This window comes from Paraburkholderia unamae, from assembly GCF_003268775.1.
GTDB classification, from domain to species: domain Bacteria; phylum Pseudomonadota; class Gammaproteobacteria; order Burkholderiales; family Burkholderiaceae; genus Paraburkholderia; species Paraburkholderia unamae.
Window position 1 is genome coordinate 60,722 of record NZ_QLSU01000029.1, and the last position, 19,969, is coordinate 80,690.

Below are 19,969 nucleotides of genomic sequence, written 5' to 3' on the forward strand. Positions count from 1 at the left end.
GTTATTGAGCCGCCGTTGAGCGACGCGTGCGGCCGCGACTTCGTCGCCCCGCGCTCGTTCGCCACGCTCATGAGGCGCGCCGTCTGACGTCGTGCTCGGGTATCGTTGCGTTGTCGCCTCTCCCGCCCGCCTCGCCATGACGCACGCTCCGCTTTCCCCCGCCGCCGCACAACCGGCGCTGCTCAATCCGCACGACCGTGCGCTCCCGCTTCTCACCGTCGAACAGCTGCGCGCCGCCGAAGTCGCGGCGCAGGCCGCCTTGCCCGCCCATACGCTGATGGCGCGCGCCGGTGCCGCGGCCTCGCACTTCCTGCGCGAGCAACTGGCTCACGCGCCCTCGACCGCGAGCGGCAAGCCGGTCTGGTTCGCCGCCGGGCCGGGCAACAATGGCGGCGATGCGCTCGTCGTCGCCACGGAGCTGCATCGCGTGGGCGTGGCGGTCGAGGTCTGCATGCCGGTCGAGGTCAAGCCCGACGACGCCCGCTGGGCGCTCGAAGCGGCGCGCGCGGCGGGCGTGCCGATCGCAGCCGCGCCACCGGCGTCGTTCGACGCCTACGGCTGGCTCGTCGACGGGATGTTCGGTATCGGCCTCGCGCGCGGACTCGAAGGCGTGTTCGGCGAGCTGGCCGGGCGCCTGTCGGCGCGCGCGCGCAGCCAAGGCCACGTGCTCGCGCTCGACGTGCCGAGCGGACTCGACAGCGACACCGGCAACGTGGTGGGCGACGGCCCGGCCGTGCGCGCGACCCATACCGTCACCTTCATCGCCGCGAAACCCGGCCTCTACACCGGCGTGGGCCGCAACCATGCAGGCACGGTGTCCGTCGCGCCGATCGGCATCGACACTCAGGACACGCCCCGCGCCGCCCGCCTGAACGCACCGGCGCTGTTCGCGCCCGCGCTGCCCGCCCGCGACTTCGCCACCCACAAGGGCACGTTCGGCACGCTCGCCGTCGTGGGCGGCGACACCGGCATGTGCGGCGCGCCGATTCTTGCGGCGCGCGCCGCGCTCCTCACCGGCGCGGGCAAGATCCACGTGGGCTTTCTCGGCAGCGACGCGCCGCCCTACGACGCCCCTCACCCCGAACTGATGCTGCACGCGGCCAGCAAGCTCGCGCTCGGCGCGATGGACGCCGTGGCGGCCGGCTGCGGAATGGGCGGCAGCGCCTCGGCGCGCCAGCTCGTGGACGCCATCCTGCGCCTTCAGGCGCCGGTCCTGCTCGATGCCGACGCGCTCAATCTCGTCGCCCGCGATGAGGCGCTCGCGGCACACGTTGCGCAGTCGGCCGCCACGCGCGGCGCGCCTTGCGTGCTCACACCGCATCCGCTCGAAGCGGCGCGCCTGCTCGGCGGCGACACGGCCGCCGTGCAGCGTGACCGGCTCGCCGCCGCACGCGCGCTCGCCGCCCGCTACGCGGCCGTCGTCGTGCTCAAGGGCAGCGGCACGGTGATCGCGGCGCCCGACGGCCGCGTCACCGTCAATCCAACGGGCAACGCGGGCCTCGCGACAGGCGGCACCGGCGACGTGCTCGGCGGCATGATCGGCGCGTTGCTGGCGCAGCGCCTTCCGCCCTACGAAGCGGCGCTCGCGGGCGTCTACCTGCACGGTCTCGCCGCAGACACGTTGTGCGCGCAGGGCGACGGCCCCGCGGGACTCACGGCGGGCGAGCTCGCGCCCATGGTGCGCAAGCTCATGAACCGGCTTTTTTACGCGCCCGATTACGAAGCCTGATGCCGGGCTCGATGAACGGCTGAACGCAAGTCGCCGCGTCACCGCACGCCCGTTCGCGCGGCATGGCGCTTGCTACACGAAGATGTCCGGCGCGCGCTAGCCCACAGCGCGCTTACGAGCGGCATGGCCCTGCGCAGCGCCGCGTCGGCCCGCTATACTGATTCTCTGCACGCCGTCTCCCACCGGAGGCGTGCCGTGTTTCCCCGCGGCGCGCGACGCGCGCGTTCAGCCACACCGGCGAACCGCGCCTGCCGCCCTCCATTCGTGATCCCTCGCTAGACGAACATGACGAATCCGCTCCCCGCCTGGTCCGCGCTACAGACGCATTACGAACAGATCCGCGACGAAAAGCTGCGCGACTGGTTCGCCCCCGCCAACGACCCCGCGCCGACGCGCGCCGAACGCTTCACGTTCGCGGGCGCCGGTCTCGCCGCCGACTTCTCGAAGAACCGCATCACCGACGCCACGCTCAAGCTGCTCGTGCAACTCGCGCGCGAAGCCGGCGTCGAGGCGCGACGCGACGCGATGTTCAAGGGCGAAGTCGTCAACCCGACCGAAGGCCGCGCGGCGCTGCACACCGCCTTGCGCGCCACCGAAGCCGACGCCCCGTTCCACGCGCAGATCCTCGCCGAGCGCGCGAAGATGGCCAGGTTCGCCGACGCCGTGCGCAGCGGCGCATGGACCGGCTACACGGGCAAGCGCATTCGCCACGTCGTGAATATCGGCATCGGCGGCTCGGACCTCGGACCGAAGATGGTCGTGCACGCGCTCAAGCATCTCGAACTGCCCGAGATCACCTCGCACTTCGTCTCCAACGTCGACGGCGCGGATCTGTGGCGCACGATCGAAAACATCGATCCGGAAGAAACGCTCGCGATCATCGTGTCGAAGACCTTCACGACGCTCGAAACGATGACCAACGCGCTGTCGATGCGCGACTGGTTCGTCAAGCACGGCTGCCCGCAAGGCGAACTCGCGAAGCACTTCGTGGGCGTCTCGGCCAACCCGGCCGAAGTCGTGAAGTTCGGCATCGCCCAAGAAAACGTGTTCGAGATGTGGGACTGGGTGGGCGGCCGCTATTCGCTGTGGTCGGCCGTGGGCCTGTCGATCATGATCGCCATCGGGCCGCAGCAGTTCGACGAACTGCTCGCCGGCGCCCACGACATGGACAAGCACTTCCGCGAAGCGCCGCTGGAAAAGAACCTGCCCGTGCTGCTCGGCATGATCGGCATCTGGTATCGCAACTTTTTCGGCTCGCAAAGCTATCTCGTTGCACCGTACTCCGAAGCATTGCACTACCTGCCTTCGTACCTCCAGCAGCTCGAAATGGAGAGCAACGGCAAGCAGGCGCGACTCGATGGCCAGTTCGTCGATTACGCGACCTCGGCAATCACCTGGGGCGAGCCCGGCACGAACGGCCAGCACGCGTTCTTCCAGATGCTGCACCAGGGCACGACAATCGTGCCGATCGACTTCATCGCCGTGCTCACGCCCGAGCATCCGCTGGGCGACCATCATCCGAAGCTGCTCGCGAACTGCTTTGCGCAGAGCGAGGCGCTGATGCTCGGCCGCACCGAGGAAGAAGCGCGCAAGATCGCGGGCCCGGACAAGCCCGAACTCGTGCCGCACATCATGTTCCCCGGCAACCGCCCGACTTCCACGCTGCTCGTCGACGCGCTCACGGCGCGCTCGCTCGGCGCGATCATCGCGCTCTACGAGCACAAGGTGCTCGTGCAGGCTTCCGTGTGGGACATCAATCCGTTCGATCAGTGGGGCGTGGAACTCGGCAAGATCCTCGGCAAGGTGGTCGAAGCCGACCTGACCTCGGCGAGCGCCGATGTGAAGGCGCATGATTCGTCGACGGCCGCGCTCATCGCGCGCGCCCGCGCGGCGCTCAAGCGCTAGATCGCGGGAATCCGGCGTGCGCTTGTCCAGCGCACGCCGCGCATCGTCCTGGTAGATCGCCTGGTGAACCAGGGCGCTAGCGTCCGGCTTCGACGTTGCTCGTGCTGTGCGCAACGCCATGCGGTGCGTTGGCGACGCGATGGCCCGCCTCGATCGTGACGATGGTGTCGCAGCGCTGCGCGAGATCGATGTCATGGGTGACGAGCACGAGCGTCGCCCCATTCGTGCGATTGAGTTCGAACATCAGGTCGATCACGGCGTGGCCCGTGGCGGCGTCGAGGCTGCCGGTGGGTTCATCGGCGAACAGCACGGACGGGCGCGTGACGAATGCCCGCGCAAGCGCCACGCGCTGCTGCTCGCCACCCGAGAGCAGCTTCGGGTAATGGCCCGTGCGCTCGGCGAGTCCCACGCGTTCGAGCAGCGTGCGAGCACGCGCGAAAGCCTCGCGCGTCGACATGCCGCCCTGCAACTCGAGCGGCAACGCCACGTTCTCCAAAGCGGTGAGATGCGGCATGAGCTGGAACGACTGGAACACGAAACCGACCGAGCCGTTGCGCAGCGCCGCGCGCTGATCTTCGGCCATGCCGGTAAGCTCATGGCCGAGCAGTCGCACCGAGCCCGCGCTCGCGCTGTCGAGACCGGCGAGCAGCCCGAGCAGCGTCGACTTGCCGGAACCCGAGGCCCCGACGATCGCCACACTGCTGCCCGCCTGCACCGTGAGGTCGATGCCGTCGAGGATGGTCAGCTCGCCGGTGGCGTCGGTGACCCGCTTGGATAAACCCCGTACTTCGATGACTGGATCGCTATTCATTCGCACATGATGACGCACAGGTTAGCCGTGAATCCACAGCGCGCCGCATGGCGCCGCGCCCTACGCTACACACTCACGCGCTCCGGCGCGCTTGCCTCGATCGCCGCCTTCGCCGGGGCCGCCATGTTCGGCGTGAGCGGCGGTGCCCGCGCCGCCACACCGGCGCCTGCGGCCGGCGCCGCGGCGACACCCGCAGCCACGGCCAGGCCGACGCTCGCCGTGCTGGGCGACAGCCTGTCGGCCGAATACGGCCTGCCGCGCGATAGCGGCTGGGTGGCGCTGCTGCGCCAGCGTCTCGCCAGCGAGCGAATCGATTATAACGTCGCGAATGCGAGCATCAGCGGCGACACGACGAGCGGCGGCCTCGCGCGCCTGCCACTCGTCATGCAGCGCATGAAGCCCGCCGTGGTGGTAATCGAGCTCGGCGCAAACGACGCGCTGCGCGGCGTGCCGCTCACTACGACCGAGAGCAATCTGCGCGCCATCGTCGCCCAGGTCCGCAAAGGCGGCGCGAAACCCGTGCTGATCGGCATGTACGTCCCACCGAACTACGGGCCCGACTACACGCGGAACTTCCACGCCATCTACGAGAAGCTGGCGAAGGAGATGAACGTCCCGCTCGTGCCCTTCCTGCTCGCCGGTCTCGCCGATAAACCCGAGCTTTTCCAGTCCGATCAGATCCATCCCACCCGGCAGGCACAGCCTTTGCTGCTTGACAACGTGTGGCCGGCACTCAAGCCGCTGCTCGGCAGCGGCGCGCCGCACTGAGGCGGGCAGCAGCGCCTCGGCGCAGGCCACAGTTTGTGTCAGAGGAGCGAGCCCGGCTGGCCGCTCCGTCTGAATCCGACCGACCCTGACTGGAGGGATAAAGCGTGAAATATTTACCTCTTATTGTCGTAACGGCGGCGCTCGCCGCCTGCGCCAATCAGCCAATGCCGAGCGGATCGCAGTCCGTCGGCACCAGCCAGCAACCGCCTGCGGCCGTTGCGCAATGCATCGCGCAAAAGTGGGCCGACAAATCGCAGCAAAAGGTCGTCTCGCAGTCCGTGCTCGCCAACGGCCAGGCTGTCGACGTCTACGTGCCGGGCCAGCAACCGCCCAACGGCGCCGCAGCAACCGTGCGCCCGGCGTGGAACGCCAGCGCGAAGACGTGGGTCGGCTTCCGCTCCGGCGGCGGCGCGGGCGGCGACGCCACTGGCGATATCAGCGCCTGCCTCTGACCGCCTGCTTCTGATCTCTAGCCAGGCGCGTCAGAATGCAAAAAGCCCCGCAAACATCTTGCGGGGCTTTTTTTGCGCGGGCGTCGCACGCCGGCGGGGATGACCGGCAGGCCGGTTACTGGCCGCCGTCGCCGTCGCCCGACTGACCCGCCGCTCCGAGTGAGCCATACATCTTGACCTTCGAGCGGTCGCGCAGCGCGTCGAGATACGCCTGCACCTGCGACTGGCCGTCCACCTGCGCGAGCTGCTGCTGCGCGGCGGCAAGGCGCGCGCCATCCGCGGCCGGGCCGTTGGTGACGCTGTTGACGCGATAGATCGCGTAGCCGTCGTTGCCGAGATCGACGCCCACGTAAGCGGGCAGCTTCTGCGCGTCGGCCTTGAACACCGCCGACAGCGCGCTGGGCGGCAAGCCCTGCGCGTCGTTGCGCGACACCTTGAGCGCCGACGAGAAGCCATCGGTCGACTTCGACTTTTGCAGTTCCGCGAGCTTCGCTTCGCCGTCCTTGCGCGCCATGTCGGCCGCTTGCTGCGCAACCACCTTCTGGCGCACGGCATCCTTGACCGCGGCGAACGCGGGCACGGTGGCCGGCTGATAGCTCGTGACGCGTGCGGAGATCAGCGTGCTGTTGCCCACGTCGATCGCCTGCGTGTTGTTGTGCTGGTTGACCGAGTCGCTGGCAAACACGGCGTCGAGGAACTTCTGGTTGTTCAGCGGGCTGTCCGCCGGCAGCGTCGCATTCGGCTTCGGCGTGACCGTGGCCGTCTGGATCGTGAGCTTGTACTTGTCGGCGGCCGGTTGCAGCGTCTTGGCCTGCTCGTAGACGCTCGACGTAAAGCCGTCGCTTGCGTCGGCCAGCAGCTTCGCGGCCTGCTGCGCCTTCACCTCGTTCGTGATCTGCGCCTTCACGTCGTCGAAAGGCTTCGTAACCGCCGGCTTCACGTCCGTCACCTTGACGACGTGATAACCGAAGTCCGACTGGATCACACCGCTGATCTCGTCCTTCTTGAGCTTGAATACCGCGTCGTCGAACGCCTGGCCGCCCGCGATCATGCCAGGGCCGAAGTAACCGAGGTCGCCGCCCTTCGAGGCCGAGCCTGGATCCTGCGATTCCTTCTGCGCGATCTGCGCAAATTGATCCGGATGCGCCTTCACTTCGGCGAGCACCGCATCGGCCTTCTGCTTCGCGGCGTTGCGCACGTCGGCGCTCGCGTCCTTCGGCACGGTGATCAGGATGTGGCTCGCGCGCACTTCTTCCTGCGTACGGTAGTGCGCGATATTGTCGTCGTAGTACTTCTTGAGATCGGCGTCGCTCGGCTGCACGCCGGCGGCCACGGTAGCGGCCGAGAGCACGAGATACTGGATCTGCGCCGTGGCGGGCGTGGCGAACGCGTTCTTGTTCGCGTCGTAGTACGCCTGGAGTTGCGCGTCGGTCGGCTGGACCTTTTGCGCGTAGTCGCTGACATGGAACGCGAGACCTTGCACGTCGCGCTGCTGCTCCGACAGCCCGGTGAGCTGCTGTGCGAGCGACTTCGGCGTGAATGCACTGCCGATGATCGACGCGGGCAACTGCTGCATGGCGAGGCTGTAACGCACGCGCTCGTCGTACTGCTCCGGCGTCATGCCCTGCATGGCGAGCAGTTGCTTGTACTGATCGAGATTGATCGTGCCGTCGGGATTCTTGAGCGACGAGATCACCGGGTCGGAGAGCAGCGCGCGGCGCACGGCGTCGTCCGATGCGGTGAGATGCAGACGCTGCGTTTCGTCCACGAGCACACGCTGCTGGATCAGGCCGTCGAGAATGTCCTTGCGATGCTGAGGCGTGTCGAACATGCTCGCGTCGAACTGCGCGCCCATGATCTGTCGAGCCTGATCCATCTGCTGACGTGCGGCGTTGTCGTACTCGACACGCGTGATCTTGTGCCCGTTGACGCTCGCGACATTCGCGCTTTCATCGAAGAAGCCGCGGAAACCTTGAATACCGACGAAGCCCAGCCCTGGCACGATGACCAGAAGCAGCATGAACATCATCAGGCGTTTGTGATTGCGGAAAAAGTCGAGCATGCGTGACCAGACGTTGAGGGCGCCAAAAAACGGAACGCCCGATATTACAACAGCGGCCAACAAAAAAGGCGAACCGGAGTTCGCCTTCTTGTCGAGATATCCTTGGCGGAGCGGACGGGACTCGAACCCGCGACCCCCGGCGTGACAGGCCGGTATTCTAACCAACTGAACTACCGCTCCGTGCGGTATTGCGCGAGACGCTGGAACCGAAGCTGTGGTGGGTGCTGAGAGGCTCGAACTCCCGACCTACGCCTTGTAAGGGCGCCGCTCTACCAACTGAGCTAAGCACCCAGCTTCATGCTTTCCTGCACTGCGACTTCTGCTGCGCCACCTCATCAGGTAGCGAGCCCGCTAGTTTAGCGCATCCTTCAGAGCTTTGCCAGGCCTAAATTTCGGAACCTTTGCCGCCTTGATCTTGATCGCATCTCCCGTGCGCGGATTGCGACCCGTGCGGGCCGTGCGCTTGCCGACGGCGAACGTGCCGAAGCCGACGAGCGTGACCGAGCCGCCCTTCTTCAACGTCCCTTTGACGCCGCCGATGACGGCGTCGAGTGCGCGTCCCGCTGCCGCTTTCGAAATATCGGCTTGTTGTGCGATGTGGTCGATCAATTCCGTTTTATTCATTCCAGCCCCCGAGAATGTGTTTGGGCAATCGTAAGAAAGAACATCAACTTATTGGAAAGACGGCCCCGGCAATGCGCCGGGCCCGCTCATTTAACGGGGCCGAAAGGCCCGTGTCAAGCGGGGTTGAGCCGGATGCAACGCGGCATTCGAGGAAGGCTTCGAACAGCGGGAAATGTCAGAAAACGCAGCGGCCGACGTTGCAGCGTCAACGATCGTGAAGGCGAAAAAAAAGCCCGCGGGCAATGCCGCGGGCTTTGTGCTTCCAGCGAGAAACCGTTTAGTGTTTGACCACTTCGGTTGCGCCGGCATCCTTCGTTTCGGCTACGGGCGCCTTCGCGTCCTCGGCCTTCACTTCTTCTTCCGGCAGCGGTTGCGGCACACGTTCGAGCGCGAGTTCCAGCACCTTGTCGATCCAGCGGACCGGCACAATTTCGATCGCGTTCTTCACGTTGTCCGGAATCTCGGTGAGATCCTTGACGTTCTCTTCCGGGATCAGCACGAGCTTGATGCCACCGCGATGCGCCGCGAGCAGCTTCTCCTTCAGCCCGCCGATCGGCAGCACTTCGCCGCGCAGCGTGATTTCACCCGTCATCGCGACATCGGCACGCACCGGAATGCCCGTGAGCACCGACACCAGCGCCGTCGTCATCGCCCCGCCCGCGGACGGACCGTCCTTCGGCGTCGCGCCTTCCGGCACGTGGATGTGGATGTCCTGCTTCTCGAACGCTTCGTCCTTGATACCGAGACGACGCGAACGCGAACGCACCACCGAGCGAGCCGCTTCAACCGACTCCTTCATGACGTCGCCGAGCGAACCCGTGCGGATCACGTTGCCCTTGCCGGGCATGACCGCCGCTTCGATCGTCAGCAGATCGCCGCCGACTTCCGTCCATGCGAGGCCCGTGACCTGACCGATCTGGTTTTCCTTCGCGGCCAGACCGAAGTCGTACTTGCGCACGCCGAGGAAGGTGTCGAGATTGGCGCTGTCCACCGTGACGGCCTTGTCGGCCTTCTTCAGCAGCAGCATCTTCACGACCTTGCGGCAGATCTTCGACACTTCACGCTCGAGCGAACGCACGCCCGCTTCACGCGTGTAGTAGCGAATGATGTCGCGGATCGCGCCTTCGGTCACCTCGATCTCGCCCGGCTTCAGCCCGTTGTTCTTCTTCTGCTTCGGCAGGAGATAACGCTGGGCGATGCTGACCTTCTCGTCTTCCGTGTAGCCCGAGAGGCGGATGACTTCCATCCGGTCGAGCAGCGGCGGCGGAATGTTCAGCGAGTTCGACGTGGCGACGAACATCACATCGGAGAGATCGAAATCGACTTCGATGTAGTGGTCGGCGAACGTGTGGTTCTGTTCCGGGTCGAGCACTTCGAGCAGCGCCGACGACGGATCGCCGCGGAAATCCATGCCCATCTTGTCGACTTCGTCGAGCAGGAAGAGCGGATTGCGCACGCCGACCTTGGTCAGGCTTTGCAGAATCTTGCCCGGCATCGAACCGATGTACGTACGACGGTGGCCGCGGATCTCGGCTTCGTCACGCACGCCGCCCAACGCCATGCGCACGAACTTGCGGTTCGTTGCGCGCGCAATCGACTGGCCAAGCGACGTCTTGCCGACGCCCGGAGGGCCAACCAGGCACAGGATCGGCGCCTTGACCTTGTCCACGCGCTGTTGCACTGCGAGATACTCGAGAATGCGTTCCTTCACTTTCTCGAGACCGAAGTGGTCTTCGTCGAGCACGGCTTCGGCGTTCGAGAGGTCGTTGTTGACCTTGCTCTTCTTGCGCCACGGCAGGCCGATCAGCGTGTCGATGTAGTTGCGCACGACGGTCGCTTCGGCCGACATCGGCGACATCAGCTTGAGCTTCTTGAGCTCAGCGTCGGCCTTCTTCTTGGCTTCCTTGGGCATGCGCGCAGCCGTGATGCGCTTCTCGAGTTCCTCGAGATCCGCACCCTCTTCGCCTTCGCCCAGTTCCTTCTGGATGGCCTTGACCTGCTCGTTCAGGTAGTACTCGCGCTGGCTCTTTTCCATCTGGCGCTTCACGCGCCCACGGATGCGCTTCTCCACCTGGAGAATGTCGATCTCGGCTTCGAGCTGGGCGAGCAGATGCTCCAGACGCTCCACGACCGGGAACATCTCGAGAATGTGCTGCTTCTGGTCGAGCTTGAGCGGCAGGTGCGCGGCGATGGTGTCAGCAAGACGACCGGCCTCATCGATGCCCGACAGCGAGGTCAGGATCTCCGGCGGGATCTTCTTGTTGAGCTTCACGTACTGGTCGAACTGCGAGACGATCGCGCGGCGCAGCGCTTCGGTTTCGGCGCTGTCGGCGTGGTCCGGCTCGAGCGGCATCACTTCGCACGAGAACTGCGTTTCCTGCTCTTCGATGGAGAGCGTTTTCGCGCGCTGCAAACCTTCCACGAGCACCTTCACGGTGCCGTCGGGCAGCTTGAGCATTTGCAGGATGTTGGCGATACACCCTACTTCATACATGTCTTTTTCGGTCGGCTCATCCTTGGCGGCGGTTTTCTGCGCGACGAGCATGATGTGCTTGCCGCCTTCCATTGCCGCTTCGAGGGCCTTGATCGATTTCGGTCGGCCCACGAAAAGGGGAATCACCATATGCGGGAAGACGACGACGTCTCGCAGCGGCAGCAGCGGGAGCGTGGTGCGTTCCGGCGGGAGGAGTTGGGTTCCTGACATTTCATTTCCCCATGAGTGGAATCAATTGTTCGGTAATTGAGGCCTGAGATACCGATTACAAGCCTCGCGCGTGTGGGAAAAGTTCAGTGACTCCAAAATAGTGCGCCATCGACCACAAGATAAACGAAAAAGCCGTTCATCCCATTGTATGAACGGCCTTTTTCCGGAACTCTTTAGCCGATCACCACCATCAGTTCGACCCAGCAACCTTCGGAGCGTCTTCGTAGATCAAGAGCGGCTTACCGTCGCCGTCGATCACGTTGTCGTCGATGATGACCTTGCTCACGCCCTTCATGGTCGGCAGCTCGTACATCACATCGAGCAGCGCCTGTTCCAGGATCGAGCGCAAGCCTCGCGCACCTGTCTTGCGGCGGATCGCCTTGCGGGCGACGGCCTGCAAGGCGGCCGGTCGGATTTCCAGCTCCACGCGCTCCATGTTGAAGAGCTTGTGATACTGCTTGACGAGCGCATTCTTCGGCTCGACCAGAATCTTCATGAGCGCGGCTTCGTCGAGCTTGCCGAGCGTGGCGACCACGGGCAGACGGCCGATCAGTTCGGGAATCAGGCCGAACTTGATCAGGTCTTCCGGTTCCGTTTCGCGCAGCACCTCGCCGGTGTCGCGTTCCTGCTTGCTCTTCACGCTCGCGCCGAAGCCGATGCCGGTCTTTTCCGTACGGTCGGTGATGACCTTTTCCAGACCGTCGAACGCGCCGCCGCAAATGAACAGGATATTGGTCGTGTCGACCTGGATGAAGTCCTGGTTCGGATGCTTGCGGCCGCCCTGCGGCGGAACCGAGGCCATCGTGCCCTCGACGAGCTTGAGCAGCGCCTGCTGCACGCCTTCGCCCGAGACGTCGCGCGTGATCGACGGGTTGTCCGACTTGCGGCTGATCTTGTCGATCTCGTCAATGTAGACGATGCCGCGCTGGGCCTTGTCGACCTCGTAATTGCAGTTTTGCAGCAGCTTCTGAATGATGTTCTCGACGTCTTCGCCCACGTAACCGGCTTCGGTCAGCGTGGTGGCGTCGGCGATCACGAACGGCACGTTCAGAAGGCGCGCGAGCGTCTGCGCGAGCAGCGTCTTGCCCGAGCCCGTGGGCCCGATCAGGAGGATGTTGCTCTTGGAGAGTTCGACGTCGTCCTTCTTGTCGAGGTGCTTCAGACGCTTGTAGTGGTTGTACACCGCCACTGCGAGGATCTTCTTCGCGCGTTCCTGCCCGATCACGTACTGGTCGAGGATGTCGCGGATCTCCTGCGGGCTCGGCAGGTCCGAGCGCGACAGCGCCGCGTCGACGCCCGCACCTGCGGCTTCGTCGCGAATGATCTCGTTGCACAAGTCGATGCATTCATCGCAGATGAATACCGACGGACCAGCGATGAGCTTTTTCACCTCATGCTGGCTCTTGCCGCAGAACGAGCAATACAACAGCTTCTCGCTGTTAGAACCTTTCTTGTCCGCCATGGATAAATGAGCCTCCGGACACTCTGTTACATGATACGCCGTTTCCCCCGGCCAGGCCGGAGGGTGCGTGAACCGCTTGCTGTGACGGCGTTGGGGGCCGCAGGCCGCGAAGCGCGTTTGCCGATTATTTCACAAGGTCTGCGCGGCGTCGGCTATCCCCTTTTGTACGGGGGCCGAGTTGCGCGTCATCGCCCGATTTCGCGGGGTCCGACGCGCAAATGTCGCTCGCGCGATGTTACGGACGCTTGTGCAGCACCTGGTCGACGAGACCGTACGCCTGGGCGTCGTCGCCGGACATGAAATTGTCGCGATCCGTGTCGCGCGCGATGCGCTCGACCGGCTGACCCGTATGGTGCGCGAGCAACTGGTTCAGGCGCTCCTTCAGGTACAGGATTTCGCGCGCCTGGATTTCGATGTCCGACGCCTGGCCGCGCGCGCCGCCCAGCGGCTGGTGAATCATCACGCGCGAGTTCGGCAGCGCGAAACGCTTGCCCTTCGCGCCCGAAGCCAGCAGGAACGCCCCCATGCTGGCCGCGAGGCCCATGCATAGGGTCGAAACGTCAGGCTTGATGAACTGCATCGTGTCGTAAATCGCCATGCCGGCCGACACCGAGCCGCCCGGGCTGTTGATGTACAGGCTGATGTCCTTGTCCGGGTTTTCGCTTTCGAGGAACAGCAGCTGGGCGACCACGAGGTTCGCCGTCTGGTCGTTCACTTCGCCCACCAGGAACACCACGCGCTCCTTGAGCAGGCGCGAGTAGATGTCGTAGGAACGTTCGCCGCGGCCGCTCGTTTCGACGACGATCGGCACGAGGCCGAGCGCCTGCGGGTCGAAGTCCCGCGATGCGTGGGAGGTCAACGTATCCAGCGATTGAGCGCGAATGGTCATGCGGTGCATCCTTGTCTGGAAAAGTTCTTCTGATATACCCGTATGGAGACGGACCCCGGTCAAATCAACCACACGAACAACATGGCTAAAACCCGCGGATACAAAAACGGCGTGCTGGCCGTCGGTTGCTCCGACAGCCGGCACGCCGTAGCGGGCAGATTTAAGCCTGCGCCGTTGCGCTTGCCAGTTCTTCGAAGCTAACTTGCTTGTCCGTCACCTTGGCCTTGCCGATCACGAAGTCCACGACGTTCGATTCGACGACGTAGGCTTCCATTTCGGCCAGACGCTGCTGGTTGGAATAATACCAGCGCACGACCTCCTTCGGGTCTTCGTAGCTTTTCGCGAATTCGTCGACTTCGGCACGGATCTGCTCCGGCTTCGCCTCGAGGCCGTTGGCCTTCACGAGTTCGGCCAGCACGAGGCCCAGCTTCACGCGGCGCTCGGCTTGCTCCTTGAACATTTCGGCCGGGATCGGCGCGTCCTTGGCGTTGGGCACGCCGCGCTGCGCGAGGTCCGCACGCGCCATTTCGACGAGGCGTTCCTGATCCTGCTCGACGAGCGCGTTCGGCACGTCGAGTTCCGAGATCTTCAGGAGCGCGTCCATGACCTGGTTCTTGACGATGGCCTGCGTGCGGCGCTTCGCTTCGCGCTCCAGGTTGTCCTTGATTTCGGCGCGCATCTTCACGAGGTCGCCGTCGGCGATGCCGAGCGACTTGGCGAATTCAGCGTCGATTTCCGGCAGGTGCGGCCACTCGATCTGCTGCATCGTGATCGTGAACTTCGCGGTCTTGCCCGCGACGTCCTTGCCGTGATAGTCCTCGGGGAACGCGAGGTCGAATTCGCGCGACTCGCCCTTCTTCAGGCCAATGGCGGCCTTTTCGAATTCCGGCAGCATGCGGCCTTCGCCCAGCACGAATGCGAAGCCTTCGGCGGTGCCGCCCTGGAACGCGACGTCGTCGATCTTGCCGACGAAGTCGACCGTCACGCGGTCGCCTTCCTTCGCTGCGGTGTCGGCGCCGCCGTCACCGTGCTCGCCCGCGTCGCCGCGAGCGTGGAAGTGCACGCGCTGCTTGCGCAGGATGTCGAGCGTACGGTCGATTTCGGCTTCGGTGATGGTCGTGGTCGTGCGCTCGATTTCGGCCGTTGCGACGTCGCCGAGCTTCACTTCCGGGTAGACCTCGAAGGTCGCGTCGAACGCGTAGTCGCTTTCAGCGGCTTCCGCCTTCGGGGCGAAGCTCGGCTGACCGGCGACGCGCAGGTTCTCGGCGCGGCTGATGTCGAAGAATTCCTTGCCGACCTTGTCGCTCAGGACTTCGGCTTCGACCTGGCCCGAATACTGCTGCGTGACCATCTTGAGCGGCACCTTGCCCGGGCGGAAACCCGGCATGCGCACGTTCTTCGCGAGTTTACGGATGCGCGAATCGACTTCTTTCTGCACGGCATCCTTCGGCAGGGAAATCGTCACGCGGCGTTCGAGCTTGCCGAGGTTTTCAACAACGTTAGCCATGGCTTCAATCGTCCTAAAATTGTTCGAGCGAATCAGTAATCTGTGGTCTTTGCGTGCCGCAGCCCGTTGGGGCCTTTCCGCCGGGGGCATTCCGATGCGGCTTAACCGCAACGCCGGCGCCTCGGTGCGCCGCTCAACTGCGCCGGATCGGGCGGTTTGCGGTGCGGTTCCGTCAAAAGAGCCAAGTATTTTAGCAAACTATTTCCCGGACCCAAGGGAAATGCCATTCGGACGCCATGTGAGCGTGCCATAGGGTCGGTTTTTGGCCTGTTTTCGCCCGCTTTTTGCCCGCTCCCAGCCCACTTCGAGCGCGCATCCGGACCTGTTCGATCGCGCATTGCGCCCCCGATGCGCGCTATCTCCGCCCGGGTATCCAGCGCACGCGGCAAGGCTGTTAAGCTTACGCTCGCGCCGGACGCCCCGCCGGCCGCAGCCGCTTCCAACACAATTCTTCCAGCAGAGACACCATGCCGAATTCGTCGACTGACGCCCCCGTTATCGTCATTGCTCCTGACTCTTTCAAAGGCTCGCTCAGCGCGGACGGGGTCGCCGCCGCGATCGCCGAGGGCATCAGCCGCGTGCGCGCCGACGCCGATATCCGCATCCGTCCGATGGCCGACGGCGGCGAAGGCACGCTCGACGCCATGCTTTCGGTGGGCGGCGAGCGCCGCGTGATCACCGTGGAAGGCGCCGCCGGCCCGAAGCGCGACGCGACGGTCGGCCTGTTGCTCGACGGCAGTGCGATCGTCGAGACCGCCGAGATCGTCGGCATCACGGACCCGGTCGGCATGGGCGTGCCGGTGAGCGCGCGCAGCACGCGCGGCATGGGCGAAGCGATTCGCGTGCTGCTCGACGAAGGCGTACGGCGCTTTTACGTGGCGCTCGGCGGCAGCAGCACGAACGATGGCGGCGCGGGCCTGCTCGCGGGCCTCGGCCTCCAACTGTTCGACGCCGCCGGCAAGCCGCTCGAACCCACGCCCGAAGCGCTCGCGCAGGTGGCGCGCGTGGACGCCACGAAGCTCGACGCGCGGCTGCGCGAAGCCTCGTTCGTCGGCATGTCGGACGTCGACAATCCGCTGACCGGCGAGCATGGTGCGACCGCCGTGTTCGGCCCGCAAAAAGGCGTGACGCCCGAACAGGTCGCGCCGATCGACGCGGCGCTCGGCCGTTTCGCCGATCTGCTCGAAGCGGCGCTCGGCCGCCGCGTGCGCGACGAAGCCGGCTCCGGCGCGGCAGGCGGCCTGGGATTCGCACTGCGCATGCTCGGCGCGAGCTTCGAGCCCGGCGCGGAAGTCGTTGCGCGCACCATCGGTCTGGACGACGCGCTCCAGAACGCACACTGGCTCATCACCGGCGAAGGCCGCTCCGACGTGCAAACGCTGCATGGCAAAGCGCCCTTCATCGCCTGTCGCCACGCCGTGGCCGCGGGCGTGCCCGCCACACTGCTGTCCGGCGCTGTGGACCCGGCCGCGCTGCCGCGCCTTGCGGAGCATTTCAGCGGCTGCTTCTCGCCGGCGCCCGGTCCCATCACGCTCGAAACGGCGATCCGCGACGCCGCGCGCCTGCTCGCCAACGAGGCCGAGCAGCTCACGCGCCTCAAATACGCTGCGCGCGCATCCATCTGAGCGCAGTCGCCGGGGCCCGTCGCGTATTCCGCAGTAAGCGATTAATAGATTCGTGCGCCGCGACGGGCGTACCGCACAAGGGTTTGGATGCGTTGACCCGCGCGCCAGATGGGGCAACAATCACGTAAACGCGACACGATCGCGCCCTTCCCAAGCGACCAGACCAGGACTCCCATGAAGGCAAGCAAAGCCGGACTCGAACAATTCCTCACCTATCGGCTGCATGTCCTGAACAAGCTCTCCGAACGGGGTGCCAGCGAACGCTATCAGGCGAAGCTCGGCATCACGCTTCCGGAAGCTCGGCTCATTGCAGCTGTGGGGGCGTTCGGCCCGTTTTCAGTGATGGAGCTTGCGCGCCACGCGAATCTCGACAAGAGCCAGGCGAGCCGCGCAGCCGAGGCGCTGATGCGCCGCGGCCTCATGCGCCGCGACACGAGCGAGGAAGACGGCCGCCTCGTACTCGTTTCGCTCACACCCGATGGCCGTGCGCTCTACCGCAAGGTCATGCCCGTCGCGCGCAAGTGGAATGTCGACCTCTTCGCGAGCCTCGACGACAAGGAACGCGAGACGCTCGCCCGCGCGCTCGACAAGGTGATCGAAGCGATGCAGGCCGAGCTGTGACCCGGCAGAGGCGATAAACGAAACAGATGGCCGCCCGCAACGGGCTGCCATGGCACGGATGAGCCGGACAAACAAAAAGGCCATGTACCGTGGGGTACATGGCCTTTTTTCGATGGTGCGTGAGGCCGGACTCGAACCGGCACACCCTTGCGGGCGTCAGGACCTAAACCTGGTGCGTCTACCAATTTCGCCACTCACGCGAATTCTTTGCGCTTGCTTCTTCTTGTTCTTTGCGCCCGGCGGGACCGCTGCGAATAACGCGTGCGATACAACCCTCTGCAACATGCCGACCGATCGAGTCCTCGTGAGACATCGGGCCGGCGCCACGCGCCTCGCCCGCAATCCGGCTCGCTTTCTGTCTTCTTTCGGCCCGCGCTCGCCGGGCTGCCCTGCATCTCATTATGAGCCGCATGATGGGCCGTGATGAACCGGCTACGCGCCTGCACCTCGAAAGCGCAAGCGCGAGATTCTAACCGATAGACCGGCGCTTGTCTGCATCCCGAAAACACGCCGCGCCGATGCGTGCGCCCGCCCGCCTGCCTGCACTGCCAGCCGCGCCGGGTCGGCCGAAACACGCCCCGGTGCTAGAATCGCGGCTCTGCCGTCGCGGCGGGCTCTGGCCGCCGCGCGAGCCGCATCGCCCCACACCCGCCAAACGCCGTGAACTTCGACGACTACTGCCTGCAAAAGGCGGCCCCCCCCGGATCGAGCACCTACTATGCGCTGCGTCAGGCCCGCGCCGCGCGCCAGCCGCTACTCACCGCCCTCTTTGCGCTGCGCCGAGAACTCGAGGAAACCGCGAAAGAGACGAGCGACCCCACCGTAGGCCGCACGAAGCTCGCCTGGTGGCAAAAGGAGCTGGCCGCGCTGGCCTCGGGCAATCCGTCCCACCCGGTCACGCAAGCGCTCGCGCAGCATCTCGACGATGTGAGCGCCGCTTATCCCGGCTTGCAGGCGCTGCTCGCCGGCTTCGAGATGGATTTCGAGCAGGCGCGCTATCTCGATCTGCCCAACCTGCGCCGCTACATGGACGGCGTGGGCGGCACGTTCGCGACGCTCGTCGCGCAGCTCAGCGCGCGCACCGACGAGGCGCGCCGCGACGCCGCGCGCTGGGCCGCGCCGCTCGGCAACGCGCTGATGCTCGCGCAGTTCGTGCCGGAGATCGGCAACGACGCGCGCCACGGCCGCATCTACGTCCCCATCGACGAGCTTCAGCGCTACAACGTGACCGCCGCCGATCTGATCAATCGCCGCTACAGCGCGGAATTCACGGAGCTCATGCAGTTCCAGACCTCGCGCGCGCGGGAATCGGTGCACGCTGCGCTCGCAGCGGTTCCCGCCGACACGCGGCGCGACCAGGGCACCTTGCGCGCGCTCGCGGCGCTCGAACTCGCGCTACTCGACGAAGTCGAGCGCGAAGGCCACCAGGTGCTGCATCAACAGATCGTGCTCACGCCCATCCGCAAGCTGTGGATCGCGTGGCGCGCCGCGCGGCGCGGTTGAATCCCGCGGTTGAATCCCACCCAAGCCTGCCGCGCGTGCCTCATGCCCGCAGCAACGGCAGCGGCTCGAAACGTTGTTGCAGGACCGCCTGCGCGTCGAGCCCCCACCAGGGCCCGAGCGCTGTCGCGTAGATCTGCCTGAAGTCCACGCCTACGGGCAGATTGCCGTTGCCGTCGAGCCGCGCCAGTTGCGGCGCCTGCCCATAGAGCCCGCCCGCCACCCGCCTGCCCGCGACGAAATGCGCCGACGCCGTGCCGTGATCCGTGCCGCGGCTCTGGTTCTCGCGCACGCGCCGCCCGAACTCCGCATACGTCACGATGAGCGTGCGGTCCCAGCGCCCCAGTTCGACGAGCGCGGAGCGCATCGCCACCATCCCGGCCGCGAACTGGCGCAGCAGGTCCGCATGGCGCTGCGGCTGGTTCTGATGCGTGTCGAAGCCATTTAGCGTCAGACGAATCGCCGCGACACCGCGCTCGGGCACAGGTGCACCTTGCGGCGTGTCGGCCGACGCGAGCGCCTGCATGGCGGTCTTGATCGAAGCGCCGAACGCGCCTTGCGGAAACGCCGTCTTGAGCGTGTACGCGCCTGGGCGCGGACGCAACTGGTCGGCCGCATGCACGATGTCGTTTTCGGTGTCGAGGATATGCGCGAGCGCCGGGTTGCGCTCCTTGAGCGAAACCGGCGTGACGAGCCGCGAGGCGCGCGCGAACTGCGCCGGATTCACGAGCGCGATGGCACGTGCGCCGTTCGCGAGCGGTCCCATCTCGGCGCTGCCCAGCACGAGCGCATCGGCGGCGAATCCACCCGGCACCGGCGCGCTCGCGAACGCGCGCGTGAGCCAGCCTTCGCGCAGATATTGATCGGCGCGCGAGGCCGTGTCCCAGATCTCGATCGAGCGAAAGTGCGAGAGATTCGGCTGTGCGTAGCTCACGCCCTGCACGATCGCGAGTTCGTGCGCGCCCCACATGGGCATGAGCGGCGCGAGCGCCGGATGCAGCGCGGTGCGCTCGTCGAGCTGCACCGCCTGCGCGCGCGGCACGCCGATGGTTTGCCGGTAGCTGTAGTAGAGCGGATCGGCAAACGGCACGACGGTGTTCAGGCCGTCGTTGCCGCCCTTGAGCTCGACGAGAATCAGCAGATTGTCGTAGCGGTTCGATGCGCCTGCGCGCACGGACTTCGCCCCTTGCGCGCGTGCCGCGCCCGGGAGCCAAAGCGTCGTGCCCGCCATCGCGGCGCCGGCCGCAAGAAAGTCGCGTCGCTTCATGCCTTGCCTCGCTCGTCAGTACGGTGGCGAACCCGGCCACCGG

15 protein-coding genes and 3 tRNA genes are annotated in these 19,969 nt (G+C 65.6%); 7 read left to right on the plus strand and 11 right to left on the minus strand.

Annotated features, from left to right (window positions below):
• Window positions 1-136 precede the first annotated feature (136 nt).
• Both C7401_RS34260 and pgi read left to right on the plus strand, forming a co-directional pair.
• Window positions 137-1,729 (plus strand): NAD(P)H-hydrate dehydratase, encoded by a 1,593-nt coding sequence (locus C7401_RS34260; protein WP_112176352.1) that lies wholly within the window; start codon window positions 137-139, stop codon window positions 1,727-1,729.
• A gap of 285 nt (window positions 1,730-2,014) precedes the next feature.
• Window positions 2,015-3,634: a glucose-6-phosphate isomerase gene (gene pgi, locus C7401_RS34265; protein WP_112176354.1), complete on the plus strand. Its 1,620-nt coding sequence runs from the start codon at window positions 2,015-2,017 to the stop codon at window positions 3,632-3,634.
• 76 nt (window positions 3,635-3,710) lie between these two features.
• On the opposite strand, the gene C7401_RS34270 is transcribed toward pgi, so the two are convergent.
• Window positions 3,711-4,445 (minus strand): ABC transporter ATP-binding protein, encoded by a 735-nt coding sequence (locus C7401_RS34270; RefSeq protein WP_112176356.1) that lies wholly within the window; start codon window positions 4,443-4,445, stop codon window positions 3,711-3,713.
• A gap of 123 nt (window positions 4,446-4,568) precedes the next feature.
• On the opposite strand from C7401_RS34270, the gene C7401_RS34275 reads away from it, so the two are divergent.
• Window positions 4,569-5,213, plus strand: coding sequence for an arylesterase (locus tag C7401_RS34275; RefSeq protein ID WP_112176435.1), 645 nt, complete (start codon window positions 4,569-4,571; stop codon window positions 5,211-5,213).
• A gap of 104 nt (window positions 5,214-5,317) precedes the next feature.
• Window positions 5,318-5,665 carry a hypothetical protein gene (locus C7401_RS34280; RefSeq protein ID WP_112176358.1) on the plus strand — a complete coding sequence of 116 codons (348 nt, stop codon included), beginning with the start codon at window positions 5,318-5,320 and terminating at the stop codon, window positions 5,663-5,665.
• A 115-nt stretch (window positions 5,666-5,780) separates the two neighbouring features.
• On the opposite strand, the gene C7401_RS34285 is transcribed toward C7401_RS34280, so the two are convergent.
• The 8 genes from C7401_RS34285 to tig form a co-directional block, all read right to left on the minus strand.
• Window positions 5,781-7,727 carry a SurA N-terminal domain-containing protein gene (locus tag C7401_RS34285; RefSeq protein WP_112176360.1) on the minus strand — a complete coding sequence of 649 codons (1,947 nt, stop codon included), beginning with the start codon at window positions 7,725-7,727 and terminating at the stop codon, window positions 5,781-5,783.
• 103 nt (window positions 7,728-7,830) lie between these two features.
• Window positions 7,831-7,907: transfer RNA gene (locus C7401_RS34290), tRNA-Asp, on the minus strand.
• 35 nt (window positions 7,908-7,942) lie between these two features.
• Window positions 7,943-8,018: transfer RNA gene (locus C7401_RS34295), tRNA-Val, on the minus strand.
• A gap of 60 nt (window positions 8,019-8,078) precedes the next feature.
• Window positions 8,079-8,351, minus strand: coding sequence for an HU family DNA-binding protein (locus C7401_RS34300; RefSeq protein ID WP_027796408.1), 273 nt, complete (start codon window positions 8,349-8,351; stop codon window positions 8,079-8,081).
• Window positions 8,352-8,628: 277 nt separating this feature from the next.
• Window positions 8,629-11,055 (minus strand): endopeptidase La, encoded by a 2,427-nt coding sequence (lon, locus tag C7401_RS34305; protein WP_112176362.1) that lies wholly within the window; start codon window positions 11,053-11,055, stop codon window positions 8,629-8,631.
• Window positions 11,056-11,245: 190 nt separating this feature from the next.
• Window positions 11,246-12,517, minus strand: coding sequence for an ATP-dependent Clp protease ATP-binding subunit ClpX (clpX, locus tag C7401_RS34310; RefSeq protein ID WP_112176364.1), 1,272 nt, complete (start codon window positions 12,515-12,517; stop codon window positions 11,246-11,248).
• A gap of 235 nt (window positions 12,518-12,752) precedes the next feature.
• Window positions 12,753-13,406, minus strand: a complete 654-nt coding sequence (gene clpP / locus C7401_RS34315) for an ATP-dependent Clp endopeptidase proteolytic subunit ClpP (RefSeq protein WP_028213090.1) — start codon at window positions 13,404-13,406, stop codon at window positions 12,753-12,755.
• 160 nt (window positions 13,407-13,566) lie between these two features.
• Window positions 13,567-14,913, minus strand: coding sequence for a trigger factor (tig, locus tag C7401_RS34320; protein ID WP_112176366.1), 1,347 nt, complete (start codon window positions 14,911-14,913; stop codon window positions 13,567-13,569).
• A 467-nt stretch (window positions 14,914-15,380) separates the two neighbouring features.
• Here tig and C7401_RS34325 point away from each other — a divergent pair, with 467 nt between their 5' ends.
• Together C7401_RS34325 and C7401_RS34330 are read left to right on the plus strand one after the other, a co-directional pair.
• Entirely contained in the window at window positions 15,381-16,538 is a 1,158-nt protein-coding gene (locus C7401_RS34325; RefSeq protein WP_112176368.1) for a glycerate kinase, read from the plus strand.
• Between the two features lie 174 nt (window positions 16,539-16,712).
• A complete protein-coding gene (locus tag C7401_RS34330) occupies window positions 16,713-17,159 on the plus strand; it encodes a MarR family winged helix-turn-helix transcriptional regulator (protein ID WP_112176370.1) in 447 nt (148 codons plus the stop codon).
• Window positions 17,160-17,272: 113 nt separating this feature from the next.
• Here the strand turns inward: C7401_RS34330 and C7401_RS34335 are convergent.
• A tRNA-Leu gene (locus tag C7401_RS34335) sits at window positions 17,273-17,359 on the minus strand.
• Window positions 17,360-17,819: 460 nt separating this feature from the next.
• On the opposite strand from C7401_RS34335, the gene C7401_RS34340 reads away from it, so the two are divergent.
• Window positions 17,820-18,662 carry a squalene/phytoene synthase family protein gene (locus C7401_RS34340; RefSeq protein WP_112176372.1) on the plus strand — a complete coding sequence of 281 codons (843 nt, stop codon included), beginning with the start codon at window positions 17,820-17,822 and terminating at the stop codon, window positions 18,660-18,662.
• Window positions 18,663-18,702: 40 nt separating this feature from the next.
• On the opposite strand, the gene C7401_RS34345 is transcribed toward C7401_RS34340, so the two are convergent.
• Window positions 18,703-19,926: a DUF1501 domain-containing protein gene (locus C7401_RS34345; protein WP_112176373.1), complete on the minus strand. Its 1,224-nt coding sequence runs from the start codon at window positions 19,924-19,926 to the stop codon at window positions 18,703-18,705.
• Between the last annotated feature and the right edge of the window lie 43 nt (window positions 19,927-19,969).